Annotated in this window: 25 protein-coding genes; 10 read left to right on the top strand and 15 right to left on the bottom strand. The window is 62.6% G+C overall.

Annotated elements, in window-relative coordinates; genetic code table 11:
• Positions 1 to 58 precede the first annotated feature (58 nt).
• Positions 59 to 928, top strand: coding sequence for an aldose 1-epimerase (locus NLY43_RS07875; protein WP_023705454.1), 870 nt, complete (start codon positions 59 to 61; stop codon positions 926 to 928).
• Positions 929 to 932: 4 nt separating this feature from the next.
• Here NLY43_RS07875 and NLY43_RS07870 read toward each other — a convergent pair whose 3' ends face one another.
• The 9 genes from NLY43_RS07870 to NLY43_RS07830 form a co-directional block, all read right to left on the bottom strand.
• Complete coding sequence (locus NLY43_RS07870) at positions 933 to 1409, bottom strand: DUF4189 domain-containing protein (protein ID WP_023687219.1); 477 nt, start codon at positions 1407 to 1409, stop codon at positions 933 to 935.
• A complete protein-coding gene (locus NLY43_RS07865) occupies positions 1406 to 2101 on the bottom strand; it encodes a hypothetical protein (RefSeq protein ID WP_023702210.1) in 696 nt (231 codons plus the stop codon). The genes NLY43_RS07870 and NLY43_RS07865 overlap by 4 nt, the downstream gene beginning before the upstream one ends.
• 13 nt (positions 2102 to 2114) lie before the next feature.
• Positions 2115 to 2690 carry an invasion associated locus B family protein gene (locus NLY43_RS07860; protein ID WP_023670757.1) on the bottom strand — a complete coding sequence of 192 codons (576 nt, stop codon included), beginning with the start codon at positions 2688 to 2690 and terminating at the stop codon, positions 2115 to 2117.
• 9 nt (positions 2691 to 2699) lie between these two features.
• Positions 2700 to 7421: a YadA-like family protein gene (locus NLY43_RS07855; protein WP_023709821.1), complete on the bottom strand. Its 4722-nt coding sequence runs from the start codon at positions 7419 to 7421 to the stop codon at positions 2700 to 2702.
• A 1-nt stretch (position 7422) separates the two neighbouring features.
• Positions 7423 to 7842, bottom strand: a complete 420-nt coding sequence (locus tag NLY43_RS07850) for a hypothetical protein (RefSeq protein WP_023709820.1) — start codon at positions 7840 to 7842, stop codon at positions 7423 to 7425.
• A gap of 233 nt (positions 7843 to 8075) precedes the next feature.
• The gene (locus NLY43_RS07845; RefSeq protein WP_023723531.1) at positions 8076 to 9011 is read right to left on the bottom strand and encodes a helix-turn-helix domain-containing protein; all 936 of its coding nucleotides are present in this window, start codon (positions 9009 to 9011) and stop codon (positions 8076 to 8078) included.
• 807 nt (positions 9012 to 9818) lie between these two features.
• Positions 9819 to 10019 (bottom strand): hypothetical protein, encoded by a 201-nt coding sequence (locus NLY43_RS07840; RefSeq protein ID WP_023684556.1) that lies wholly within the window; start codon positions 10017 to 10019, stop codon positions 9819 to 9821.
• A gap of 289 nt (positions 10020 to 10308) precedes the next feature.
• On the bottom strand, positions 10309 to 11118 hold the full coding sequence (locus NLY43_RS07835) for a L,D-transpeptidase (RefSeq protein WP_023692792.1): 810 nt from the start codon (positions 11116 to 11118) through the stop codon (positions 10309 to 10311).
• A gap of 174 nt (positions 11119 to 11292) precedes the next feature.
• Positions 11293 to 11955, bottom strand: coding sequence for a haloacid dehalogenase type II (locus tag NLY43_RS07830; protein ID WP_023702205.1), 663 nt, complete (start codon positions 11953 to 11955; stop codon positions 11293 to 11295).
• A gap of 167 nt (positions 11956 to 12122) precedes the next feature.
• Here NLY43_RS07830 and NLY43_RS07825 point away from each other — a divergent pair, with 167 nt between their 5' ends.
• The 4 genes from NLY43_RS07825 to NLY43_RS07810 all read left to right on the top strand — a co-directional run bounded on the left by NLY43_RS07825 (position 12123) and on the right by NLY43_RS07810 (position 15266).
• A complete protein-coding gene (locus NLY43_RS07825; RefSeq protein ID WP_023709817.1) occupies positions 12123 to 13001 on the top strand; it encodes a branched-chain amino acid aminotransferase in 879 nt (292 codons plus the stop codon).
• A 105-nt stretch (positions 13002 to 13106) separates the two neighbouring features.
• Positions 13107 to 13709 carry a superoxide dismutase gene (locus NLY43_RS07820; RefSeq protein ID WP_023673687.1) on the top strand — a complete coding sequence of 201 codons (603 nt, stop codon included), beginning with the start codon at positions 13107 to 13109 and terminating at the stop codon, positions 13707 to 13709.
• Between the two features lie 159 nt (positions 13710 to 13868).
• A complete protein-coding gene (locus NLY43_RS07815) occupies positions 13869 to 14306 on the top strand; it encodes a c-type cytochrome (protein WP_023684552.1) in 438 nt (145 codons plus the stop codon).
• A gap of 9 nt (positions 14307 to 14315) precedes the next feature.
• Positions 14316 to 15266, top strand: coding sequence for a cytochrome c (locus tag NLY43_RS07810; protein WP_023673685.1), 951 nt, complete (start codon positions 14316 to 14318; stop codon positions 15264 to 15266).
• A gap of 20 nt (positions 15267 to 15286) precedes the next feature.
• Here the strand turns inward: NLY43_RS07810 and NLY43_RS07805 are convergent, their stop codons facing one another.
• From NLY43_RS07805 to NLY43_RS07795, 3 genes are all read right to left on the bottom strand, one after another.
• Complete coding sequence (locus NLY43_RS07805) at positions 15287 to 15676, bottom strand: SET domain-containing protein (protein ID WP_023673684.1); 390 nt, start codon at positions 15674 to 15676, stop codon at positions 15287 to 15289.
• A gap of 146 nt (positions 15677 to 15822) precedes the next feature.
• The gene (locus NLY43_RS07800) at positions 15823 to 16449 is read right to left on the bottom strand and encodes a LysE family translocator (protein ID WP_023673683.1); all 627 of its coding nucleotides are present in this window, start codon (positions 16447 to 16449) and stop codon (positions 15823 to 15825) included.
• On the bottom strand, positions 16446 to 18593 hold the full coding sequence (locus tag NLY43_RS07795) for a S9 family peptidase (RefSeq protein ID WP_023673682.1): 2148 nt from the start codon (positions 18591 to 18593) through the stop codon (positions 16446 to 16448). The genes NLY43_RS07800 and NLY43_RS07795 overlap by 4 nt, the downstream gene beginning before the upstream one ends.
• A 114-nt stretch (positions 18594 to 18707) precedes the next feature.
• Between NLY43_RS07795 and NLY43_RS07790 the strand changes: the two genes are divergently transcribed.
• Both NLY43_RS07790 and NLY43_RS07785 read left to right on the top strand, forming a co-directional pair.
• The gene (locus NLY43_RS07790; RefSeq protein ID WP_023673681.1) at positions 18708 to 19082 is read left to right on the top strand and encodes an SH3 domain-containing protein; all 375 of its coding nucleotides are present in this window, start codon (positions 18708 to 18710) and stop codon (positions 19080 to 19082) included.
• Positions 19083 to 19494: 412 nt separating this feature from the next.
• Positions 19495 to 19920 carry a Ros/MucR family transcriptional regulator gene (locus tag NLY43_RS07785; protein WP_023673680.1) on the top strand — a complete coding sequence of 142 codons (426 nt, stop codon included), beginning with the start codon at positions 19495 to 19497 and terminating at the stop codon, positions 19918 to 19920.
• A 126-nt stretch (positions 19921 to 20046) separates the two neighbouring features.
• Here the strand turns inward: NLY43_RS07785 and NLY43_RS07780 are convergent, their stop codons facing one another.
• Positions 20047 to 20475 carry a SufE family protein gene (locus NLY43_RS07780; protein ID WP_023673679.1) on the bottom strand — a complete coding sequence of 143 codons (429 nt, stop codon included), beginning with the start codon at positions 20473 to 20475 and terminating at the stop codon, positions 20047 to 20049.
• A gap of 116 nt (positions 20476 to 20591) precedes the next feature.
• Complete coding sequence (locus NLY43_RS07775; protein ID WP_023684546.1) at positions 20592 to 20960, bottom strand: DUF5330 domain-containing protein; 369 nt, start codon at positions 20958 to 20960, stop codon at positions 20592 to 20594.
• Positions 20961 to 21492: 532 nt separating this feature from the next.
• Here NLY43_RS07775 and NLY43_RS07770 point away from each other — a divergent pair.
• From NLY43_RS07770 to NLY43_RS07760, 3 genes are all read left to right on the top strand, one after another.
• Entirely contained in the window at positions 21493 to 23238 is a 1746-nt protein-coding gene (locus NLY43_RS07770; protein WP_023709816.1) for a sensor histidine kinase, read from the top strand.
• Positions 23213 to 24001 carry a peptidoglycan-binding domain-containing protein gene (locus NLY43_RS07765; RefSeq protein WP_023709815.1) on the top strand — a complete coding sequence of 263 codons (789 nt, stop codon included), beginning with the start codon at positions 23213 to 23215 and terminating at the stop codon, positions 23999 to 24001. The genes NLY43_RS07770 and NLY43_RS07765 overlap by 26 nt, the downstream gene beginning before the upstream one ends.
• A gap of 74 nt (positions 24002 to 24075) precedes the next feature.
• Positions 24076 to 24423 (top strand): DUF1491 family protein, encoded by a 348-nt coding sequence (locus tag NLY43_RS07760; RefSeq protein ID WP_023670160.1) that lies wholly within the window; start codon positions 24076 to 24078, stop codon positions 24421 to 24423.
• Here NLY43_RS07760 and NLY43_RS07755 read toward each other — a convergent pair.
• Positions 24410 to 25417, bottom strand: a complete 1008-nt coding sequence (locus NLY43_RS07755) for a DUF2336 domain-containing protein (RefSeq protein WP_023709814.1) — start codon at positions 25415 to 25417, stop codon at positions 24410 to 24412. The two genes, NLY43_RS07760 and NLY43_RS07755, sit on opposite strands and share 14 nt — an antisense overlap.
• Positions 25418 to 25684 lie beyond the last annotated feature (267 nt).

The following is a 25684-nucleotide window of genomic DNA, read 5'->3' as shown; positions in this document are numbered from 1 at the left end:
AGCCCACCTCGGACATGATCAGCGGCCAGAACATCGCTATTGACGGCGGTTGGTAGGGATGGCCGGCCTCCTGGAACTGCGCGACGACCGCGCCCGTCTGGTCCTGGCGCCGCAAAAGGGCGCAGCGATCGCCCGCTTCGACGCACTGGTCTGCGGCGCAACGGTGCCGCTGCTCCGCCCCGACGATGGCACCGGCGCCTCCGGCTGCCAGCTTCTGGTTCCCTGGTCGAACCGCATCTCAGGCGGCGGTTTCGCCTTCGACGGCCGCTTCCATGCGATCGAGCCGAACGTGCCGGGGGAGGCCTTTCCAATCCATGGCGACGGCTTCCAGAGGGAGTGGCGGATTGCCAGCCACAGCGCCACCGAGGCAGAACTGGTCCTCGACGCCGGTGAAATCGGCCCCTACCGATATACGGCGCGGGTCGCCTATGCGCTGCATGACGGGGCCTTGGATGCCACGCTCACGGTGGAGAATCGCACCGGCATTCGCCTGCCTTACGGGCTCGGCTTTCATCCGTGGTTCCCGCGCAGCGCCGGAACGACGCTCGAGGCGAAGGCGGCGCGGGTCTGGCTGGAGGACAAGCATCATCTGCCGGTCGGCGTGGCGCCGGTGGCCGATTACCCCGCGTGGAATTTCTCGAACGCCTCCCTGTTGCCGCGAAGCTGGGTCAACAACGCCTTCGACGGCTGGGACCGCCGCGCCAGGATCACCCGGCCCGAGGACAGGATCGCCATCTCGCTCACCGCCTCGCCATTGCTCGACGTCTTCATCCTCTATTCGCCGTCGCAGGATGCCGATTTCTTCTGCTTCGAGCCGGTGTCGCATACCGTCGATGCGCATCACGGCAAAGGGCTGACCCCGCTTGAGCACGGCGCTACACTGAGTGCAAACATGCGCCTCGATTGGCGTTCCGCTGCTTCGCTCTGATGCGTCATGTGCACACCCACTCGCGGATCTTGCATTTTTGTCCGTTCCGCTCGCACGCCTGCAGTGTCAGGTCTTCGGCATCCCGGCGTGTTTGCGCCGTCTCGGCGCCCCAACTGGTCAGCCGCCCTTCCGGCTTCTCGCCTACGGCGAGGGCGCCGCAATGCTTGTAGGGAAAGCCGGTATTGTCGTCGTCATCCCAATGGCGATGATTGCGGAATACGCTGACCACGGCGCAGCTGCCGCCGCCGGCGTTCTGGCAATGCTTCAGCGCGATGTCCATCGCCTCCTGCCGCTTGTCGGCGCCCCAAAAGAAGCCGTGCTTCTCGTCGGGGCTCGAATAGGCGATCGCAGCCCAGATGCCTCTCTCCTCCTGGGCCGGCGGCTCGGGCACGTCCGCCGCCGGGGCTAGGTCCGCCGCGCCCAGCCGCCCGGCGCAAAGCAACAGCATGCCGATCGCCGCAATAGCGGAATTAACCCTCATTGTACGCCTCCTTGTTTTCCTGCTGCCGAGGCCACGGAAATGACGACGCAGCTGTTGCCGGTTGGCAGCAGCATCGCGTTGCCCCCTCCATTGGCCAGTTCATAGACGCTGATTTGTCCAAGATTGTTGGCGAGCTTGCTGTCTTTCGGAAGCAGGGCCGGAACATCGGCGCAATTGGCCGCGAATGGCGCCACCCTGACCATCGTACCTTCGCAAACGGATGCGGTGGGTGCCGCGAACACCAGGCCTGCCGCCGGGCCGCTGTAGCCCTGTGTGGCGTAGTTCATGCCGACCAGGGCTTCCACGAGGTGTTTGTCGGGGGCCTCGTTGTTCCAGATCGACTGGACGCTGTACGTCGTGCCGGTTGTCAGCATCTGCCCAAGGGCTGGGAAAATGTTGGAACAAGACTGCAAGCCTGCCTCTTTGGCGTGTTGCAGAAATGGTGTCTCGGCCAGGGCCGGATTGGGCTGGTTGGTCTCCGCGACCGCCGGCTGCGGCAATAAATTGTGGAGCAGGTCGTAGCGCATGGCCGCGAAGCCGGACGTGGCGACGACGGCAATGGCGAGCAACGAGAAGACAGCGGTCCTCGCGCGGTTTCGTTGCGGTCTGCTCCGGTCTTCGATGCCGACCCGGACAGCATCCTTTCCCTGGTTGCGGGACATTATCCGGTCATGGATCGATTGCTGGTTCATCGCGATTGCCTCGTCAATTGATCGCCGCAACGGCCGCGGCCAAGCCCTTGAGGGTCGCGGTTACGTTGATCGTCCTGCCATCCGTGGTCGGGAAGGAGATGACGGATGCCGCGGCCTTCGAAATCTGTTCGCGCATGATCGGACCAACCGGCAGCATGCCGACGCAGACGGCCTGATTGCATCCGTCGAGTTGAATTTTTATCGGCTCCTTGCGCCCCTCGAACGTCAGCGAGACAGGAGCGTCGCTCTTGGCGATCGGCGGGGCGCGCAAGATCATGTAGGGGTTGCCTTCCTTGGTGGCGGCAAGCGACCAGCTGAACGCAACCTGTCCTGCCTGGTCCTCGATGATCTGGGTGACATTGCAGACCTTTTGGCGCGCCTTCAGGTTCTCGTCGCAGATCAGCGTCCAGTTCTCGAACGGACGGGTGGTCCGTTGATATTCGCCAAGCTTCGCATCCGCAGGGATCGCTACGTCGGAAGGTTTTACCCTGTAGCCGGAAGGGATTGCTTCCTGCCCGGCCGCTAACGGGCCGGACAGGAGCATTGACGTCATGGATATCGCGACAGCAAGGACTGCCTGCCTGATCATGGCCGGGCTCTAGTTCAGCGTAAGGCTGACGCCCGCGCCGACACCCCAGTGTCCGCCTGCCGTCGTACCGGACAGGTTCGCTCGAACACGTCCTTCCTCGCTGGTGTAGCCGGCGCCGAAGGCCAGGGCGCCTTCACCGCGCCAATAGCCTCCGCCGGCGGCCACGCTCAGCTTGCCGGGACGATCGTCGTAGCGCAGCGAGCCGGCCGCCAAGCCGATTGCCGCAGCCTGGCGCGCCTCGCCCCTGACCTCTCCCATGTCCATGTTGAGCTGGCTGAGTTTGGAGTCCGCATACGCATTGGCTTGCTGCAGCGTGGTGGCCGCCACCTGGTTGGTGTAGTTCTTCGAATTGTCCAGGTTGAGTGCTAACCCGCTGTTGAACTGCTGAACATTGACCGCATCGGTGTTGGCAACGCCCGGCCCGACATTGTGGATGACCACCGGCGTGTTCGGGTCGCCGCCGGCAAGGGTAATCGAGTTGGACTTGTTGCCGTTCCCATCCTTGTCGTACTGGACGGCGAACTGATTCAGGTCGCCGACGCTACCCTGCATGGCTTCGACCGCCTGGTTGGTGGCGAAGAGCTGGCTGCCGTTGATGGCGTCGGTGGAGGTGCCGCTGATCCGGCCCGCCGCGACATTGGTGACGGTGCGCTCGTTGCCGACGGTGCCGACGCTGACCGTGCTCGTCGGAGCTGTTCCGGCGAAGGTATAGGCAACGCCGTTGATCGTTGTGCCGGTGGTGGCGACCGCCGCCGCCGTCGTCGAGCCCGCGCCGAGCGCGACGCTGCCCGGCTCGTTGGCCTTTGCGCCGGCGCCGAGCGCCACCGCCTGCGCTCCGTTGGTGGTCGCGTTGGTGCCGAGGGCGATGCTGTCGGCCTGGTTGACGGTCGAGTTCTGGCCGATCGCAATGCCTCCCGGCGCCGTCTGCTGCACGATGGCGCCGTTGCCGATGCCGATGCCATTGTCGCCGTTGACGGTGGTGCGCGGACCGACCGCAACCGAATCGACGCCGACCGCGAGCGAATCCGCTGCCGTCGAATTGGCGTGGAAGTACAGGCTCCCCGTCACCGCGAACGAGCTCAGCGCGCCCTTCAACTGGCGAAGCGTGACCGCGTCCTGGTCCTGCGTGCCGTCGGCCACGTTGATGATCTGGCGGTAGGAGGTGGAGGTGCCGACCGAGACGGCGCCGAGCAGGCTCATGTCCGCGGTGTTGTAGGGAATGAGGCCGGTGCCGGAGAGGATCGATCCCGATACGGGTGCGACCGCCCGATCCGAAACCGAGCCGGCGCCGAGCGCCACGCCGCCGATGACGCTGGCCTGGGTGTCGCGGCCGAGCGCCAGCGTATTGTCGGCGCTCGCGGTCGCCTGGTAGCCCAGGGCGGAAGAGCCGATCCCTTGCGCGAAGGAGTCCGCGACGGCAAGCGTCCTGTCGTTGGTGCGCACATAGCGTATGCCGTCGCCATTGGCGTCGGTGTAGGCCAGCGAGGTGTCGCCGGTAATATTGCTGATCGAATTGCCGAGATTGGTGATGTCAGCAGTATTGGCAGCGATATCGGTGGTGTTCTGCGTCACCTGCTGGTTGGTCGCAAACAGCTGCGAGCCGTTGACCGCATCGGTCGAGGAGTTGCTCAACTGCCCGGCCGCGACGTTCTGGATCTGGCGTTCGGCGCCCACCGAGCCGACCGAGAATGCACCCGCGGGCGTCGCGCCGGCGAAGGTGTAGGCAACGCCGCCGATCGTGGTGCCGCCGACCGCCGTGGTCACGGTCGACACCGCATTCGCGCCGATCGCAACGTCGCCGGCATTGTTGGCCACGGCATTCGGGCCGACCGCAACGGAATCCGTCCCCAGGGCCTGGGAATCCGCCAGCGTCGAATTGGCATGGAAATACTTGATGCCGCCGCCGGTGCTGATGCTGTTGATTGTGTTGCCGAGATTGGTGATGTCGGCGGTGTTGGCGGCGATGTCGGTCGTATTCTGCGTCACCTGCTGGTTGGTGGCGAAGAGCTGCGAGCCGTTGATCGCGTCGGTCGACGAATTGCTGAGCCGGCCCGCCGCGACATTGGTGATGGTGCGTTCCGCGCCGACCGCGCCGACGCTGACGGTGCTTGCCGGCGTCGTGCCGGCGAAGTTGTAGGCGACGCCGCCGATCGTCGTGCCGGCGGTGCCGACCGCCGCGGCGGTTACCGAGCCCGAGCCGAGCGCCACGTCGCCGGCGTTGCTGGCGTTGGCGAGGGCGCCCAGCGCGATTGCATTCTGGGCGCCGGCATTCGCTCCTACGCCGAGAGCGGTCGCTTGAAAGGCGGTTGCAAACGCGTTCTGGCCGATCGCGGTGCTGGACGTGGCTGTGGCATTGGCGTTGGCACCGACGGCGGTGCTGTATTGGCCCGAGGCCTTGGAGATGTATCCCATCGCCGTTGCGTCAAGCGCCGATGCGACGGCGCCGCTGCCGAAGGCCGAGGCGTTGGCGTCGGAGGCGCTCGAATTGGTGCCGGCCGCGATGGCGTTTGTCCCCGTCGCGGTCGCGACTGGTCCGATAGCAACGGAGTCCGTGCCCGTTGCGGACGAGTCCGCCGCCGTCGAATTGGCGTGGAAATACTTGATGCCGCCACCGGTGCTGATGCTGTTGATCGTGTTGCCGAGATTGGTGATGTCGGCGGTGTTGGCAGCGATGGCCGTCGTGTTCTGCGTCACCTGCTGGTTGGTGGCGAAGAGCTGCGAGCCATTGATGGCGTCGGTCGACGAATTGCTGAGCCGGCCCGCCGCGACATTGGTGATGGTCCGCTCCGCGCCGAGCGCGCCGACGCTGACAGTGCTCGTCGGCGTCGTGCCGGCGAAGCTGTAGGCCGTGCCGCCGATCGTCGCGCCGCTGGTGCCGACCGCCGTCGCGGTCACCGAGCCCGAACCGAGCGCTACGTCGCCGGAGCTTGCCGTCGCCGTCGCGCCGTTGCCCAGCGCGACATTGCCGGCAAGGCCGGCTGCACCCGCCGTCGAGCCATTGCCCAGCGCCACGGAGCCTTGCCCGACGGCCTTGTTGTTGTTGCCGATGGCAACCGCGCCTGCGGCCTGGTTTGCGGCTGTGGCGGTTGCCGTGCCGTCGCTGTTGGCGATGTTGTTGGCGCCGCCGGTGAAGGCGCCGGTGCCGCTTGCATAGCTCGGATCGCCGATGGAGACCGCGCCGTTGCCGTAAGCCGTGTTGCCCGAACCGATGGAGACGGCCTTGCCGCCGGTTGCCACCGCATTGGTGCCCAAGGCGACCGCTTCGGCCGAATCCGCCTTGGCGTTGTTGCCCACGGCGATGGCGCTCGTGGCGCTGGCGGTGGAGAGGGCGCCCAGCGCAACCGCATTCTGGGCGCCGGCATTCGCTCCTACGCCGAAAGCGGATGCTTGAACGCCGGTTGCAAACGCGTTCTGGCCGATCGCCGTGCTGGACGTGGCGGTGGCGTTTGCGTTGGCGCCGACGGCGGTGCTGTATTGGCCCGAGGCCTTGGATATGTACCCCATCGCCGTTGCGTCAAGCGCCGACGCGATGGCCTCACGTCCTACGGCAGCGGAATCGGCGCCGCTGGCGACAGTTCCCCAGCCTACGGCGGTCGCATAGTTGTTGCTGGCCGTGGAACTGGTGCCTAGAGCAGTGGCATTCCCTCCCGAAGCGACGGACAACGTGCCCAAGGCGTTGGAGCCGGCTCCAGTGGCATTAGCCTGAACGCCGAGTGCAACGGAATTGACACCGCTCGAGATCGTGCCTTGGCCCAACGCCATCGCGCCACCCGCTCCTGTAGCCTTCGCATTCAGGCCAATGGCAACCGCGTATTGCGCCGACGAAACGGACGAACGTCCCATCGCAATGGCATCGACCTGGGATGCTGTCACATCTGTGCCTATGCCGACCGCGCCTTGGGCCAGCGCTCCCGTTCCGGCCGCGGTACGTGAGCCGAGATAGACGGAGTTTATCGCCGTAGCAGTCGACTGGAATCCGATGGCGACGGCATTCTGGTTGCTTGCTACGGCGCTGTTACCTTGGGCAATCGAATCCACGCCGGATGCCGTTGCCCCGAACCCGAGCGCGGTGGCGCGCAATCCGGTCGCCCGGGTAACAGGGCCGATCGCGGTCGAGTTGACTCCGTCGGCACGCGCATTATTGCCAAAAGCGGCCGCGCTTGTGGTTGCAACCGAATTGACGCCAATAGCGCTTGCTGCGTCCCCGTTGGCCTTGGCGTTCCCGCCCACGGCGAGGGCATTGACGCCGGTTGCGCCTGCGAAGACACCTATGCCTATGGAATTGAGGCCATTGACACCCATCGCATAGCCGATGGCGATCGTGCCGTCGCCCGTTGCACTGTTGGAACTGCCCAACGCCACGCTGTTATTGCCATTCGTCGCGGCGCCGTTACCGATAGCGACGGCGTTGCCGCCGGTCGCCGAACCGCCGCCAGCCTGATATTGTGCCTGGGCCGGTGTGGCGAGGCCGAGCGCGGCGATCGCGGCCAGGCCGCCGAGCATGCTGGCCGGGCTCACGCCACAGGCCAGAGCCGAACGCACGCTGGTGCCGCTTCCCAATGTTCCCAGACCCATATTCTTGCGACCGAATCCAAGAACCCGGTGAGCCATGCGCAGCACCGCCATCAGGCGGCGCCGCACCGAGCGGCTGTCGGCCGCGCCCGCGATCCAGTTTCCGACAAAGCTTGAAGAAAGTTCGATCCTTCTCCGCCCCTCGACGCATTTGGTCATGCTAGTTTTTCCTCGCAATTGCCGAGGCGCTCTGATGTGCCGCACCATTCGCCTCGGTGGCCAAAAAATCTTCGAAATTGCGCGTCTTCTCCCGCAACGAGAGACCGACCTTCGCGCCTTGTTTTTCAATCAGCTGATAGGCGCTCGCGACCCATGGCTGCGTCGGTTCTGGAACCGTATGCAGTGCAGCCTCCGTCCGTTCCGGCGGCAGGTTTACCGCCACCAGCGCGCGGCAGAGATCGAAATGAAATCCCGGATCGCCTTCACCACAAGCCGGAGAGGTCAGTCCAAGCACGAAACAGGCCAGGAGATGGTCGAGTTCCGCAGCGCTGATCCGGCTGGCGTATTGGCGTTGCAGTGCAGCCCAGGCCGCTTCGGCCTTAGGCGCGAAGACCTCGATTTCCGCGAATTGAATGTCCATGGGACAATCCGACATGCTGTATCATCTGGTTGCTCCCCCGCCCCAAATGACTTCAATCGCGACCATGAGCACATTCGCGGTGCAGGTATTTTGGAATAATCCGGAATCTTTGTAGGAAAATCCGGTATTTGGTCCCTGCGCGACAACTGTGACTGCTCTGCCACACAACCTTCGACTATACTGAAGATCAATCGAGGTATCGCCGCGGACAATCATGCGCGCCGCAACAGTCGTTAACGTTGCAGCTTCACCTGCCTGGGGGTTCTGTTCCGGTATCTGGACATGGTGACCGTCAGGTGGCTCTGGTCCGAGAATCCACTGAGATGAGCGACTTCCGCAATGGACAGGTCGCTCTCGATGAGAAGTTTTTCGGCGAAATCGAGACGCAGCCGCAGCAGGTATTTGTGCGGCGGCTCGCCAAAGGTCTTGGTGAATGCCAGGATGAAATGGCTCGGCGAAAGGCCACAGAGTGCGGCCAGCTCGGCCACCGCGATTTTGCTGGAAAAATTTACCTCCAGGAATTCGCGCACCCGCCGGGCGCTGCGGTTCGACAGACCGCCCTTTGGGGCTTGTGGCAACTTTCGCGCTCCTGCGTAGTTCCGAAGCAAATGGACGCCGAACATGGTGACCAACGAATCGATATAGAACTCGTTTGGAGTTTCCCGATCCGTCAGTTCCGCCTTCAGCAACTGCGCGAGTTGCAGCGCTTGGAAGTCGACGGTCCCGTACGGCGGCGGCTGAAGCTCGGCATGGCCGGTGTCGAATTCACGCGTTGCCAGCTCGAAGAGACTCTCGGGGGTGAGCGCCACGATTACGCTTTCCGTGGTGGATGACCGGGTCACCTTGCCGCCGAGGTCGGCTGGGACGATCATGATCATGCCGACGTCGCCGTCGTATTCGTGGACTTTGTCGCTGCCCAGCGATGCCGCAATCCCTGGTGAGGGTGTAAGCAGAACCGAAGCGAAATGTTCCGCCGCTTTGAATGTGTGTGATCCCGGCCCATGAACGACATGAGCCGCGCCGCCTCGAAACGTGACCAGGTAGCGCCCCGCGCTTTCCGGTATTCCGTCCAAGATGCGACGATCCGCGCGCCGCCGCTCTGTCCCGGCGCTTTCCTGGACGTTGCCTCTATGTTGCATCTTCGTCTCTGCCACTGCTGCGCCGATCAATCCAATCCTGTGCTGTATCGAGGCGCCCAGAATTCACGTTTGCTCCTGGGCGTTCCTTCGAATCCTACAGATGCTGCTATATATTGCAAAGAAGAATTTGAGCTCATATGAAAATTTTACCAGGATTTTGACTATAAATTTACAGGTTTGAATTTTAGCCAAGGCTACCTGACTATTTTCCGACCTTATCTTACCATTTTTGCCTAGTTATTGTGCATAGTGTGCCGTCACAATCCAGAGTTGTATTCCGAATATAGATCGCGCGGCCATTGACAGAGCTGGTCGACTATCTGTCATTGCCACGGACGATCCAGCAGCAGTTATCGCCCGAATCATGGCTTCTTTCCCTTGTGCTTCTTCATGGCGGTGGCCAAATGGCCTTGATCCGAAAATCCCGCGAGGTAAGCGACTTCGGCGATGGCGACCCTCCGGGAGCGATCCAGGGCTGCGGACAGAGCATATCCCGCTCCCCCGCATGGTTGCTCTTCTGGGATTGGCATTTTCGGGGATTGTGCCGAGGGCGTGCCGATCGACCCGATCGGCGCCTGCGCTGCGTTCCTGAACCTCGCCCGCATTTTTCATTCAGCCTTGCCTCAGCCGCTTTGCCAGCCCATCGAAATTCCGTGCCGTGCAAACAGCCAACCCGGAAATCCGGACGGTAATTTGTATCCCCCATAGTCCTGCCCAAAGGCAGCGTAGCGCATCCCGCGGATAGAAAAACATTGTAAGTGAAGAAAAAAGTTCGCGCGAGAAAAACATGGCCTGGCTTGGCCGGCGCTACCGAATTATCCAGCTCACGCAGGCCTGCTAAAGATCGCCTCGGCGTTTCTCGTACAGATCCCAGGACAGCTCGACCATGGCCAGAAGAACGTCTTCCTGGCTCCACCCGGCGGCAACCGCCGCCTCGACAATTCCGCGGACGAGCGGCAGCAATTGGCGCTCGCATTCGGCCGACAGGTTGGCCTCGGCGCCGTCGGCAGGCGGACTATCGAAATCAAATCCCACCATCGGCGTTCCCCCGCCATCAATGATCTAATGAAATGTATGTCTCTGCAATCATACTCCCGTCTAATATACATCAATCGGTAACGAAACACAGCAGCGTCGAGATTGACAGGGCATGGCCGCCCCGATTGCAGCGGCTCCGTGGTTTGTCTGGACGTCTTTTTTGGCCTCCTGTTGCCGGCATTGCATATCTTGGATGCGAACCCCAGGCATTCGCGTGAAGCTATCGGGATCCTGACGAGCTTTGCCGCATGGAGCGGAACCTGCCGCTTCATGGCATAGATGAAGTCGATCAGGTCACCGGGCCGAGCAGGACCGAGCCATCCGGCACCCCGCCATCGATCGGGATGGCTCTGCGGTTTGCGCTCGCCGCCATCGGCTGGCCGATGTCGGACGTCACGATGACCGGGCTCTTCGACGGCACGCGGTCGTAGAGGTCGATGATGTCCTGATTTATCAGGCGCACGCAGCCTGACGAGACGGATTTGCCGATCGAGTTCCATTCCGGCGAGCCATGCAGGCGGTAGAGCGTGTCGACGTTGTCGTGGAACAGGTAGAGCGCGCGGGCGCCGAGCGGGTTCTTGAGGCCGCCGGGCATGCCGCCGTTCTTGGCGCTGTATTCTTCCAGTTCAGGCTGGCGGGCGACCATCTCATCGGGCGGCGTCCATTTCGGCCATTTCTGCTTCCACTGGACGACGGCGTCTCCCGACCATTCGAAGCCGGCGCGACCGAGGCCGACGCCGTAACGGATCGCTTGGCCGCCTTCGCGCACCAGATAGAGGAAATGGTTGGTCGTATCGACGATGATGGTGCCTGGCCGCTGGCCGGTCGGATCGGGAACAATCTGGCGTAGGAACTGCGGGTCCATCTTCTTGATCGGGATCGCTGGGAGCTCGAACCCGCTGTCGGAAATCGGGCCGTACATCGTCGCATAGTCGCCGAGCGGCGGCTCGTCATAGGTCGGCGGTGGCGGTTCGACCGGCGCCGGTGCCGGTCCGGTGGTGGTGCAGGCGGAGACCGCAATCGAGGCGGCACCAAGGGCTGCGGCATTCAGAAAGCCGCGACGGCTCAGGCGATAGGGGTCGATTTCGGTCTTCAACATGGTTGCCTTTTTTAAGTCTCGAATCGCAAGAAAGCGTGAATGCCTTCAAGCGCGCAGTGGTCGGCCTCTCCCAATGCCTGACGCGATAGGCGGTTCCGATTCTGGCCTGAGGGTGGACAAACAAAGGCGAAGCTGTGACCGCTCTGCCACTGTTGCTCGAAGGCAACAGAGTGATCAGCCGCCGGTCAGCAGGCCGTCAAGCGACGGCAGGATCAGCGCCGGCGGGAAATCCCGGTATTCCTCGGGCTGGTTGGCGCGGTTGATCCACACGGTGCGAAAGCCGAATTTGGTGGCGCCGGCGATGTCCCAGCGGTTGGACGACTGGAACGAGACGGCGCCCGGATAGAGCCGCCAGCCCGTCGCCACCATGTCGTAGGTCGACGGGTCGGTCTTGAAGCGCCTGACGGCGTCGACCGAAAAGATATCGTCCAGCACCTGGTCGAGGGCGGCCGACTTGACCGCCGCTTCCAGCATCTCGGGCGAGCCGTTGGACAGGATTGCGAGCTTGGCGCCGGATGCTTTCAGCGCCTTGAGCACGGCCGGCACTTCCGGATAGCAGTCGAGCCGCCAATAGGCTTCGAGCAGCTTGGCCTTCAGTCCCTTGTCGGCGGAGGGAACCTTGAGCAGGGCGAAATCGAGCGCCTGTTCGGTGAGCTGCCAGAAATCGGCATAGCCGCCCATCAGCGTGCGCACCCAGGAATATTCCAGCTGCTTGGCGCGCCAGATTTCCGAAAGCAGCGGGCCGTCGGGGCCGATCTCGCCGTCATGACGGCGCACGGCTGCGTGCACGTCGAACAACGTGCCATAGGCGTCGAAAACGTAAGCCGCGTAATGCATGGCGACAGTTTTGAGGGCAGGCGGCGCAAGGTGCAAGCATCGATTGTAGTCTTGATCGCTTTGTTGGGCGCTCTGGCCTCAACAAAAACCGCTCCATGCCGGTTGACGGCGCCGGTCAAAGCATCTTCCAATGCTTGGCACAGGCAGCTTTGAAGCGGAACCGAACAATGACACTGGCGACTGCGGCGCTATCGGCGACATGGACCTTCGTCGACGGCGACTGGTACGAAGGCAACGTCGCCATTCTGGGTCCGCGCAGCCACGCCATGTGGCTCGGCACCAGCGTCTTCGACGGCGCCCGCTGGTTCGAAGGCGTCGCCCCCGATCTCGAACTGCATGCCGCCAGAGTGAACGCCTCGGCGATCGCGCTCGGCCTCGCGCCATCGATGAACGTCGACCAGATCGTCGGCCTGACCTGGGACGGGCTGAAGAAGTTCGAGGGCAAGACAGCGGTCTACATCAGGCCGATGTACTGGGCCGAGCATGGCGGCTATATGGGCGTGCCGGCCGATCCGGCCTCGACCCGTTTCTGCCTCTGCCTTTACGAATCGCCGATGATCTCGCCGACCGGCTTTTCGATCACCGTGTCGCCGTTCCGGCGGCCGACCATCGAGACCATGCCGACCAATGCCAAGGCCGGCTGCCTCTATCCCAACAATGGCCGCGCCATTCTCGAAGCCAAGGGACGCGGCTTCGACAATGCGCTGGTGCTGGACATGCTGGGCAATGTCGCCGAGACCGGAACCTCGAACATCTTCCTGGTCAAGGACAGCCACGTGTTGACGCCGGCGCCCAACGGCACCTTCCTGTCCGGCATCACCCGCTCGCGCACCATGACGCTGCTTGGCGATTACGGCTTCAACACCACGGAGAAGATGCTGTCGGTGCGCGACTTTCTTGAAGCCGACGAGATATTTTCGACCGGAAATCATTCCAAGGTCGTGCCGATCACCCGCATCGAGGACCGCGATCTGCAGCCCGGGCCGGTGGCCAAGAAAGCGCGCGACCTTTATTGGGAATGGGCGCATTCGACTTCCGCCGGTTGAGCCGCTAAAAGGCAATTGGCGCTTCATTCCGGAGTTGTTCCAGATCAATGCAGCCCTATCTTAATCCGGTATCCGCACCGGATTTTTCCATGAGGAGTATGACCGATGGCTTTTGAATTGCCCGCCTTGCCCTACGACTACGAGGCCTTGCAGCCTTACATGTCGAAGGAGACGCTGGAGTATCACCACGACAAGCACCACAAGGCTTATGTCGACAACGGCAACAAGCTGGCCGCCGAAGCGGGCCTTGGCGATCTGTCGGTCGAAGAGGTGGTCAAACAGTCGTTCGGCAAGAATGCCGGCCTCTTCAACAACGCAGCCCAGCACTACAACCACATCCATTTCTGGAAGTGGATGAAGAAGGGCGGCGGCGGCAACAAGCTTCCGGGCGCCCTGCAGAAGGCTTTCGACGCCGACCTCGGCGGCTACGACAAGTTCAAGGCCGACTTCATCGCCGCCGGCACCACGCAGTTCGGTTCGGGCTGGGCCTGGGTCTCGGTCAAGGACGGCAAGCTGGCGATCTCCAAGACGCCGAACGGCGAGAACCCGCTCGTCCATGGCGCATCGCCGATCCTCGGCGTCGATGTCTGGGAACATTCCTATTACATCGACTACCGCAACGCGCGGCCGAAATATCTCGAGGCCTTCGTCGACAGCCTCATCAACTGGGACCATGTCCTTGAAATGTACGAAGAGGCGAAAGCCTGATCGACCCAGAGAAGCCCCGGTACTCCGGGGCTTTTCTTTCTCAGCTGAAGCAGCAGGCACACAAAATTCGGCAGAATCTGGCCGGCGGACAGGGAATAATCCCGGCCCGCCCTCCGTTAACGTTAGGTCGCGACCCCTCATCATCCTGGAGCCAATTGAATGAGAAAGCTTGTTATCGCCATCTCTATGCTCAGCCTCGCCGCCTCGGCGGCTTTTGCCGACCCGATCCTCGACCGACAGGGACTGATGAAGGAACGAGGCAAGATCGTCGGCGGCCTGTCAAAAATCGCCAAGGGCGAGGCAGACTTCGATGCCGCCGCCGTGCTGACGGCGCTGCAGGCGCTGCAAGTCAATGCCGAGAAGTTCGATGTCGACACGCTGTTCCCGGCCGGCAGCGACAGCGGTGATACCACCGCCTCGCCCAAAATCTGGAAAGACATGGCGGGCTTCAAATCGACCGAAGACAAGTACCTCGCCGACGTCAAGGCCGCAGTCGCCGCCGCACCCGCCGATGTCGATGCGCTGAAGGCGCAGATCGATACGCTCGGCAGTGATTGCGGCACCTGCCACAAGACCTATCGGGTGAAGAAGAGCTGATCCCGGGCAATGCCCTTGTGGAAAAAATTTGTCGGCGCCGCCCTTGTCCTGGGCGTCGTCGGTGCCGGCGCCGGCTGGCTGTTGTCGGCGTCGGTCAAGCTCGACACTGACACCCTGGCGCAGCTCGGCCCCGGCGACGCCGCCAGGGGCAAGCGCATTTTCAATGCCGGCGGCTGCACCTCCTGTCACGCCAAGCCAGGCTCGCAGGGTGACGCCCGTTTGCAACTGGTCGGCGGCCTCGAGCTCAAGACGCCGTTCGGCACCTTTGTGCCGCCCAACATCTCGCAGGATCCCAAGGACGGCATCGGCGCCTGGACGGTCGAGGACCTTGCCAACGCCATGCTGAAGGGCGTGTCGCCGTCGGGCGAGCATTTCTATCCGGCCTTCCCCTACACATCCTACGCCCGCATGAAGCCGGCTGATATTGCCGATCTCTATGCGTTCCTGAAGACGCTGCCGGCGGTCGCCGGCAAGGCGCCGGACAATTCCCTGAGTTTCCCCTTCAACATCCGCCGCGGCCTCGGCCTGTGGAAGCGGCTCTATCTCAGCAAAGAGCCGGTGATTGCCTTTGCCGATGGCACGCCTGATCCGGTACTCGCCGGCCGCTATCTGGTCGAGGGGCCTGGCCATTGCGGCGAATGCCACACGCCGCGCGACATCACCGGCGGCACCAGGAAGAGCCAGTGGCTGGCTGGCGCGGCGGCCGCCGAAGGCAGCGGCATCGTGCCGAACATCACATCGGGCGAAGGCGGGCTCGGTGACTGGTCGGAAGCCGACATCGCCAACTATCTGGAAACCGGTTTTACCCCTGATTTCGATTCGGTCGGCGGCGCCATGGTCGACGTGCAGCACAACATGGCCGAACTGCCGCCGGAAGATCGCGCGGCAATAGCCGCCTATCTCAAGGCGGTGCCGCCGCATCCCAACGGCTACCCGGTGCGCAGCAAGCCGGCCAAGTGATCCCGGCTACAGGTGGCGATCTACAGGTGGCGATCACCGAGGAAGTCGAAGCCCGTCTCGAAGAAATGACTGTAATTGCAGGTCAGTTCCTCGCCGGGTGCGATGTCGCGCAAGGCATAGGTTTCCTCGGGCGAGGAGACATCGCAATTCGGTTCGTCGTCATGGTTCATGTAGCGTGCGTCGTCGGCTTCGAAGACGATGTAGTTCGGATCCCGGCGGTCTGGATAGGAATAACGGTCGAGATAGTTCTTCACCGGGCCGCTCTCGCCTTCATAGGTCTCGACGTCGATGATCCGGTCGAATCTGGGGTCGAGCTTCCAGACCAGCGTGCCCTTGGCAATGTGGTTCCTGGCGAAAACCCCGATGCCCTGGATCGGTGATTTCTCGAGATAGGTGTCGACGAGCAACATAGTGGCCCCTTTGCGTATGTCATGGTCTGGAAGGTGGCGCGCATTGGGTAGCGCGCAGCCATTGCAAATGCGAGTGAAAATGAGCAGCCTGGAATTCAAAAAGTGACGACCGGCGCGCCTCGACGGGCGCGCCTTTCGCATCGACATCAGCGCTGCTGCAAGGCCAGACGGACGCCTAACGCGCAGTAGATGCCGCCAACCACCTTGCCTTGCAATTTCACCACCGACGGATTGCGGCGCAGGAACGTGCCGAGCCGGCCCGCACTCACGGCAAAGACGACTGTGCTGAAAAGGCCGAGCAGAACAAAGATTATGCCCAGCGTCATCAGCTGGAGCATCACCGATCCGTTTTCAGGCCGCACGAACTGGGGCAGGAAGGCAAGGAAGAAAAGCGCCGTCTTTGGATTAAGCACTTCGGTCAGGACAGCTTGACGAAACGCCTTGCTGGCGGAGATCGCGAGTGCACCGGCAGTAGGATCGGCCGGTATTTTCTCGATGATTGCGCGAATGCCGAGGTAAACGAGATACGCCGCGCCGATGTATTTTACGACGCTGAACAGCGTTGCCGAAGTGGCGATGATCGCCGAAATGCCGACCATCGCCATGATGGTATGGAACACATCGCCAGCCGCGACGCCCGCGCCCGTCGCGACGCCAACCCTGGTTCCGGAACTCGTCGCTCGCGCGACCGTCAAAAGCGTGGCTGGGCCTGGAATAAACACAAAGCCAAGCACAACCGCTATGTAAGCCGTCAAGGTGGATAGATCGATCATTGCGACGCCTCCGTTGCATTCTCAGCCTTGCCCGTAACCTCGGGTTCGGGCTTGGCCGTAACCTTGAGCGCGAAGGAGTAGGTATAGGCGATCTCCTCCAGCCTTGAAAAGCGGCCGGAGGCGCCGGCATGGCCGGAATCCATGTTGATCTTGAACAGCACCGGATTGTCGCCGCTCTTGCGCTCGCGCAGCCGCGCCACCCATTTGGCCGGCTCCCAATAGGTGACGCGCGGATCGGTGAGGCCGGCCAGCGCCAGGATCGGCGGATAGTCGTGATCGGCGACATTGTCATAGGGTGAGTAGGCGGCGATCGTTTGGTAATCTTCCGCCGACGCGATCGGGTTGCCCCATTCCGGCCACTCCGGCGGCGTCAGCGGCAAACTTGCGTCGAGCATGGTGGTCAGCACGTCGACGAAGGGAACCTCGGCAACGATGGCGCCGAAATTTTGCGGCGCCATGTTGGCGATCGCACCCATCAACATGCCGCCGGCCGAGCCGCCTTGCGCGACGATGCGGTCGTGTTGGGTGTAACGCTCGGCGACGAGATGCTGCGCGACGGCGATGAAATCGGTGAACGTGTTCATCTTGTGCGCCCGCTTGCCGTCGTCATACCAGCCATAGCCCTTGTCCTTGCCGCCGCGGACATGGGCGATGGCAAAGACAAAGCCACGGTCGACCAGCGAGAACCAGTTGGTGTTGAACGCCGCCGGAATGGCAATGCCGTAAGAGCCGTAGCCGTAAAGCAGGCACGGTGCGGAGCCATCGAGCGGCGTGTCGCGGTGGTGCAGCAGCGAGACCGGCACCAGTTCGCCATCGGCGGCCGGCGCCATCAGCCGGCGCGTGACATAATGATCCGGATTGTGACCGGACGGCACTTCCTGGGTCTTCAGCAGCACACGCTCGCGGCTGCGCATATTGTAGTCGAAGACCTGCGCCGGGGTCGTCATCGACGAATAGGTGAAGCGCATGATCTCGGTGTCGTATTCATAGGACCCCGACAGGCCGAGCGAGAACGCCTCTTCGTCGAACGAGATCAGATGCTCCTCGCCGCTGCGGCGATCGCGAACGACGATGCGCGGCAGCCCTTCCTTGCGCTCGAGCCTGACCATATGATCCCTGAAGCCGACCACCGACAGGATCAGCCGGCCTGGCTCGTGCGCCACCAGCTCTTCCCAATTGGCGCGAACCGGGTCATTAGCCGGCGCCGTCATGATCTTGAAGTCCTTGGCGCCGTCGGCATTGGTGAGGATAAAGAAGATGTCGCCGCCTTCTTCCAGATCATATTGCAGGCCAGTCTCGCGCTTTGCCACCAGCTTTGGCTCGGCGAAAGGCTCATCGGCGCGCATCAGGTGATATTCCGAGGTTTCGTGATCGTTGATCCCGATCATGATCCATTCGTTGGAGCGCGTGCCGCCGACATCCATGAAGAAGCCGGGATCGGTTTCCTCATAAATCAGCCGGTCATTAAGGGGGCTGCCGCCGAGCGCGTGGAACAGCACCTTGGACGGGCGATGATTGTCGTCGAGCCTTGTGTAGAAGAAGCCGTCATCGGCGGCATTCCAGACGCCGCCACCACTGGTGGCCTCGATCTGGTCGCTCAGTTCCTTGCCGCTGGTGAGATCGCGCACGCGAAGTGTGAAGAATTCAGAGCCCTTGTCGTCGAACGCCCACAACAGCTTGCGGTGATCGGCCGAATGGTCGACGCCGCCGAGGCGGAAATAGGGCTTGCCCTCGGCTTCCGCGTCGCCATCGAGCAGGATCTGCTCATCGCCGCCATCGCGCGGCATGCGGAAATAGCGGGGCTGTTCGCCGCCAAGCTTGAAGGATGAGCCGTAAGCATAGGGGCCATCCTTCATCGGCACCGTCGAATCATCTTCCTTGATGCGCCCCTTCATCTCGCCGAACAGCTGCTTCCGAAGCTCTAGCGTATCGGCCATAAGCACTGCTTGATAGGCGTTTTCGGCTTCGAGATGGGCGCGGATGCGGCCCTCAAGCAGGGAAGGGTCCCTGAACATCGCCTGCCAGTTCTCGGCCCTCAGCCAGGCATAGTCATCTGTGCGGGTAATGCCGTGATGCGTGTCGAAGACGGGGTGTTTCTCGGGGCTCGGCGGGCTGGCGGTCGGAAAAGCTGAGGTCTTGGTCATTGCGTCTCACTGAAGAAATTACTTGAATGGCAAATGAACACGCCGATCAGCGCGGGTTCAAGGGCCGGGATGTATTGGTTGCGGCGGGCTCGGGAGATGAGCCAAAAGGAGAGGATGATGAATTTCCATATCAACACCGCTGCGGCTCTCGCCGTCGTCGCTTCGACCGTTCTGGCTTTCACCGGCCAGTCTCATGCAACCGCGTTCGCCGCTTGGCAAGTGGCTGGCGTGCCGTTCGGCGACACGCTCAACGTTCGCAAATATCCGTCCGGCACCTCGCGGAAGCAGGCCGCCTATCCTAACGGGACGATCCTGCAGATGACCGGCAAGTGCACCGGCGGCTTGAATCTTCTGGAGATCGCCGGCCAGCCGCACTGGAAACAGAAACAGGCAATTCGCTATCAATGGTGTCAAGTTTGGCACGACCCGGCGCAAAATGGTGGTTTTGTTAGTGGCTGGGTCTATGGAAAATACCTCACGCCGTATTGAATCCGGTCAGACCGAAGATCTTCTTCGGCGTGTTTCGCCAACGCTTTGCAACTTGCGGTTTGGTACGAATCCGACAATCAGCTGCCCAAACCTTGAAGCATAGATCAAGCATCGCTGCCCACTTTATGAGTCCCTGCTGATTTAGCGATGGCGTGACCTTACGTCATGCTAGTCCTGGTCCGACCAGAAAATATCGCGAAGCTACAGAGTGCACGAAAGATTGAAGCTGAAGAGCGACTATTCGATGAATATCGTTGAATATAGCGCAAGATGCGAATTGACTTACTTTGTCTGTGGGCTCATTAAGATGCCCGGACGCGAATCCATGAAGCTCTTCCCGCGTGAAATTCGCGCCATGCCCGATCTTCCAAAAAGGGCGCAAACAGAAACATCCTTCGTTGGGGCCTAAACCATGGATATCGTCGAAACACCTTCCAGAAATAGCGATGCGCTGATCGAGCTGACCGCCGATGTGGTGGCAGCCTATGTCAGCAACAATCCCGTGCCGGTCGGCGAATTGCCGAACCTTATCGCTGATGTCCATGCCGCTCTCGGGCGCGTGGGCGGAGCAAGCGAACAGCCTCCGGCCGACAAGCAGAAGCCTGCGGTAAACCCGAAGCGCTCTGTTCATGACGATTACATCGTCTGCCTTGAAGATGGCAAGAAGTTCAAGTCGCTGAAGCGCCACCTGATGACCCATTACGGTCTGACGCCCGATGAATACCGCGAGAAGTGGAATCTCGACGCCAGCTATCCGATGGTTGCCCCTAACTATGCCGCTGCCCGTTCGCAGCTGGCCAAGAAGATGGGCCTCGGCCGCAAGCGCAAGGGGCGGTAACACCGGCTCCAATGGACAAGATCAACGGCGCCCCTTACGGCGCCGTTTTTGTTTCTAGAACAATTCCAGGAAAACTGCCGAGCGCTTTCCCTTGGAATTGCGTCGAAAGAAGAGAAGATAGAGCAATCAAGCAGTCTGCTTGAGAGCCATCTCGGCGTCCCGCTTGACGCGCTTGACCATCGAGCGCAGGCCATTGGCCCGCTGCGGCGACAGATGTTCGTCGAGGCCAAGCGACCTCAGCGTCGCCTCTGCGTCCGTTTCAAGGATCTGGCTGGCAGTCCGTCCCGAAAACAGCGCCAGCATGATGGCGACCAGACCGCGCACGATATGAGCGTCTGAATCGCCTGTGAAGGTGATGACCGGATCGGCGCCCGGCGCTCGGCTCGTGGTCAGCCAGACCTGGCTGACGCAGCCCGGCACCTTGTTGGCGGCGTTGCGTTCGGCGTCGGGAAATGGCGGCAGCGCTTCGCCGAGCTCGATCACATAGCGATAGCGGTCTTCCCACTCGTCGAGCAGGGAGAAGTCGTCGCGGATCGTCTGGATCGTCGTGGCCATTGCTCGCGATATAGTCATCCGCGGCTGCGGCGTCACGGAAAAAGAAGAAAAGCACCGCAGGCATCGAGAGGTCCGACCGGCCTGCGGTGTCGCTGTAGATACAGCTGAAACGGTGTTTAGTTCTTCGCCACCAGCTTGGCAGGTATGTTGACTGTCGCCGGCAGCACGATGTCCTTGGCGACGCTGCCGGTGGCCAGCGATGTATCGGGCGAGGTCTCGGCGCTCTTGTCGTCCAGCATGGCGGCGGCGATCTTGGCGGTTTCCTTGGCCCGGGCGCTGATCGTATGCATCGCCGACTTGCCGGTTTCGCAGACGTCCGGCTTGCGCTCGCAAATGCCCGCGATGTCGCCGACCGCTTCGCGCGCCGCAAAAAGCGCCTGGAACGGCCCGACGCTCTCGCGGCCATCCTCGTCGGGGCCGACGGTCAGCGGCAGCGCCAGCAACACCAGCGAAAACCAGAACGCCATTCTTATCAAAAAGCCCATCGATCTGCCCTCTCGTCCAATGACCGGATCATGCGTCCATGCGCAATGACCTCTTTATATCAGCGACAATGGCACATGAGGCGCAAAGGACGGCTTTCCTGCTCAGCGAAAATTTTCCTCAAATTTTAGGCAAATTCGAAGCGAGGCGTTTTGCAGTGCATTAGCCTCAAATGCCGGCAATTTTCTTAACCTTGCAGTAACCATCTAAGCGATTGTTGCGCATGGATATCTTCAGAAGAGCAGGCATGCCGGCTCAGGGTTTCGCAGCCACGGGCACGCCCTTTGCACATAACGCTCCGTTTACTATGGCCACAAATGGCGGTGCATTCCGGTGCCGGCGCTCCAATTTTTGCCGCAGCGCGCTCGTTGTTCCGGTCAGCCTTATTCATTCCTTAAACGCTGGATGCGAGTTTCAAACAAGCAAAAGCGACCTGCAAAGCAGGGGCAGTCACGACCGGGTGCGAGTGCGTTGAGTTTGACAACTGCCAGATATATTGAACTGCCTGGCGCGCTGGCGGCCGGTTGCGAACGCATGGTCCATCCGGCCATCATCGGCCAGGGCGATCGCCTGCGCCAGCGCCGGTTCATCGGCATCATGCTTGCCGCTCCGTTCTTCGCCGCCGGTGCGGCGGTGACACTGGTCACCTCGGGCATGGGCGCCGCCGTCACCGTCGCAGCCATTTTCGCCGCCTTCGGTCTTTGCTGGTTCGCCGCCTTGCTGGTGGCGGCGTCAGGCAAGATGGCGCTGGCAGCCCAGGTTGCCCTTGCCGCCGGCGGTCTTGCGCTTGCCGGCGCCGTCGCGGCAGCAGGCGGCCTGGCGTCGCCGGTTGCGCTGCTGGCCCTGGCACTGCCATTCGAGGCCTGGTGGATCGGCGGTTCAAAGCGCGCGGCACTTTGGGGCGGCCTCTCGGCCTTGGCCGCAATGCTGCTGCAGCCCTTTGTCGCCTCTGTCGTCCCGCTCGGCGGGGCGCAAGTCGCGGCGTGGCACTGGCTGCTGCCGCTCGCCTGGGGCCTGACGCTGGTTCCCCGGCTCGCAGCCCTAGGCGATGCCGCACGCGCGCAGCCCGCGCTGCTTCCAAACGACCGCCTTGAAGACATGATCGACGCCGTTGTCCTGCATGTCGCCCGGCATGGCGAGGTCCTGGATGCCTCGGCCAAGGCGCGCACCATCCTGAAGCTGCCGCCGGAACTGCTTTTCGGCGCCGGGCTGTTCGACCGCATCCACCTGTCCGATCGCGTCGCTTATCTCAGCGCGCTTGCCGACATGCGCGATGGCGCCCTGGCGCGCCGGCTCGATCTTCGGGTAAGGCTGCCGCAGGACGGCAGCGCCTCGACGGCCGACAATTACCGGCCATTTCAGCTCGAACTGATGCGCGCCGAAGAGCAGCAGGAGACCTTCACTCTGCTGCTGCGCGAGAACGACGAGACTGCCGAATTGCGCGACGAGCTTGCTGCCGCCAATGAGGCCGCAGCGTCGGCCGAGGTGGCAAAGGGCCGCTTCCTGGCGGTCGTCAGCCATGAGCTTCGGACGCCGCTCAACGCCATCATCGGTTTTTCCGACATGCTGCTGCATGAGATGTTCGGCGGCTTCAAGGACCCGCGCCAGAAGGAGTATGTCAGCCTGGTGAAGGAGTCGGGCCAGCATCTGCTTGCCGTCGTCACCTCCATCCTTGATGTCTCGAGGATCGAGGCCGGCGCCTACGCGACCGAGCCCGAACCGTTCCGATTCATCGAAGCGGTCGAGATGTGCCAGTCGATGATGCAGCTGCAGGCGAATGCCAAGAACATCGATCTCCAGGCGCAGATTGCGCCGGACGCCGGGGAGATCAATGCCGACCGTCGTGCCGTGCAGCAGATCCTGATCAACCTCGTCTCCAATGCGGTCAAGTTCACGCCCGATGGCGGCAATGTCGTCGTCGGCGCCAAGCGGATCGGCTCGCGGCTGCATTTCTGGGTCAGGGACACCGGCATCGGCATCGCCGAGGAAGATTTTGTCAATCTCGGCAAGCCGTTCATGCAGATCCAGAACGACTATACGCGCCGCTTCGAGGGCACCGGGCTCGGCCTGTCGCTGGTCAAGGGCCTGGTGGCGCTGCACGACGGCACGATGTCGATCGAAAGCATGCCGGGCGAGGGGACGACGGTCACGATCAGCCTGCCGGTGAACGGGCCGAAGAGGAGCGCGACCGACAGGAACGGGGTGCTGCCGATGCCCGCGACCAGGACGAAAGGCGACGCGAAAGGGGACAGGAATGGCTCGCTCCGCAAAACAGCCTAAGGCGGTCAAGCGCCGCAGCGGCGCGTTCGAGGCCGGCGCGATTGCGCTGGGCGGCGCGATCTCGCGCAATCCGGTCCTGGTCGGCGGCTCGACCGCCTTCCTGGTGACGCTGTTCTACGTTTCCGCCAACGCGCTGTGGTACCAGCCGTTTCCGCATGCCGGCGCCTTCTTCGCCACCCGCAGCATCGAGGGTTTTCCGCACCCCGGCGCGGACGAACCCGAAACCACCATCAACATCCTGCGGCCCGGCCCGGCTCCGGTCAAAAGCGATCCGACCGTCGAGCAGGTCCAGGGCATCCTGAAGGATCTCGATTTCTACACGGGAACGGTCGACGGCATTTCCGGGCCGAATACCCAAAAGGCGATCCAGGCATACCAGCAGAAAGTTGGCCTGCCGGCCTCCGGTGAGATCGATGCTGTGCTGCTCGACCAGCTCGGCGCCAAGCAGACCACGGCTGGCATCCCGCATCCTGTGCCGAGGCCCGTGGATATGGCCGCTGCTCCCGTCGCCGCGCCCGATGCCGCGCCTGCGCCCATCCCGGTTTCCGCGCCGGTATCCGCCCAGGCGCCCGATGCCCGCATCGTCAAGATCCAGGCCGGCCTGAAGGCATTCGGCAATGACGACATGCAGCTCGACGGCGTCGTCGGCGCCCGCACCAAGGCGGCGATCAAGGAATTCCAGTCGCTATTCGGCCTGCCGGAAACGGGCGAGCCCGACGAGGTCGTCTACGTCAAGATGCGCGAGATCGGCCTGACCAATTGAGTGGTCAAGACGACCGCTCGCGGATAAGACGAAAATCCGGCTAAGACGCCGCGCATGTCCTCCGGAGCCTCGTCATGCGCGTAACCACCGAGTTTTGGGTGTCGGCCCTGCTGCGCCGTGTTTTCGGCGCCGGCGGCTTTGCGGCCGTCGTCAAGCGCGGCGCAACCGAGGCCGGCGCTGTCTTCGTGCTCTCCCGCGGCAGGCTGGGCGACGTCTCCCTGTTCGGCCCGGCGCCGCAGACGAGCTACGATTCGGACAAACCGGATGATCGCTTTTTCACGCTGCTCGGCGCCGGCGACGATGCCGCCGCGCTTGACGCCAGGCTTGAGCGGGAGAAAAAATTCGATCCCGACATCTGGGTGGTCGAGATCGAGGCCGCAACGGTTTCCGTCGAGGAGCTTCTCTCCGTCAAGACGCCTTGAGGCTGGCCCCTAAGCTGGCTTTGTCGTCCGGCGCTTGGTCGCCATTCGCGGCGACAGGGGTGTTGCCGCGCACCGCTAGCGACAATGTTTCGGCCTTCCAGCCGCGCACCTTGTCGAGCGCCGCCTCGTGGTGCAGCAGCCGGTAGCGGTCGAGGAAGATGCGGATCGCCTGCGGGTGCGGAAACTCCCGGGGGTAAACCGCGACCACGATCAGGAATGCCCTGTCCTCGCTGAGGTCGAGCGCCCGCAGCGCGGCGAGCAACGAGACATAGCTCGAATGCTCGGTCAGCGACCGCGCCGTGGAGAAGTCGATGTCGAGCGCGTCGGCAAGCGCGGTCTGAAAGAAGGCGGCGTTGCCGGTCAGCGCCGTCTCGCGCAGCTTGCTGTAAGTTGCTGAGCCGACGAAGGGATTGACCGATGTCGCCTCGCCCTCGGCGAGCATCATCGAGCGCAGGCGGCGCCTGGCGGTTTCGGCGGCGCTGCCGGGCAGTTTTGGTGCGCTGGGAGCGGCGGCAGTGGCTTCGGCACCGTTGCCCGCCACGTCGGCGATCGGCTCGGGCTGCCGCACGCGCACCAAGGTCGGCTTTTCCAGCGCCTTGATCAACTGCGCGATGGTCGGGTTCAAATCCTTGCGGCGGGCAATGGCGCGCGCATGCGGCAGGCCGTGGCGGCCGATCAACGCGATCAGGTCGATGTCGCCCAGCGCCCGCGAACGGACCAGCAAGGGGGCGCAGACATCGACCGGCTCCTCGCAAAGCCGCCGCACCAGGGCGGCCGGCGCATATTCGCATTCGGACAGGGCGGCGGCGACATAGCGGCGCGATTCGACCGGCACGCTGTCGAACAGCGGCAGCGTCAGATCCTCGAGCTGGGCGATCTCGCGGCGCGACGGGCGGGTCAGCGAGCAGAACGCCGACACGGCGGCGCGAAACAGCCTTTCGGCTTTTCCCGATTCCGTCCGTATGGCGATTTGCCTGAAATCCGAAGCTGACACGGAAGATACGCCCGACACTCGACACAACCCGGACCATGCTCAACCGCAACTGTGTCGGTTTCGCGCAAGGCCTGGAACAAACATCAAATTAGCCGCGATCCGTTAGCGCTCCGTTAACCCTCTGCCGGCCTTAATCACATTTGGAGGCGTTGCGTTGTGCTCCGGGGCAACCGAGAGGAATACGCGAACCATGGGCATGGTACTGTCTTTCGTGCCGCGATCGGCACCAGTCAATCGAGCAGTTCAGGACACCGGTACGCCGGCGGC

The sequence above is a fragment of the Mesorhizobium sp. C416B genome (assembly GCF_030323165.1).
Classification (GTDB): domain Bacteria; phylum Pseudomonadota; class Alphaproteobacteria; order Rhizobiales; family Rhizobiaceae; genus Mesorhizobium.
This window is presented reverse-complemented; position numbering and strand designations above follow the sequence as displayed.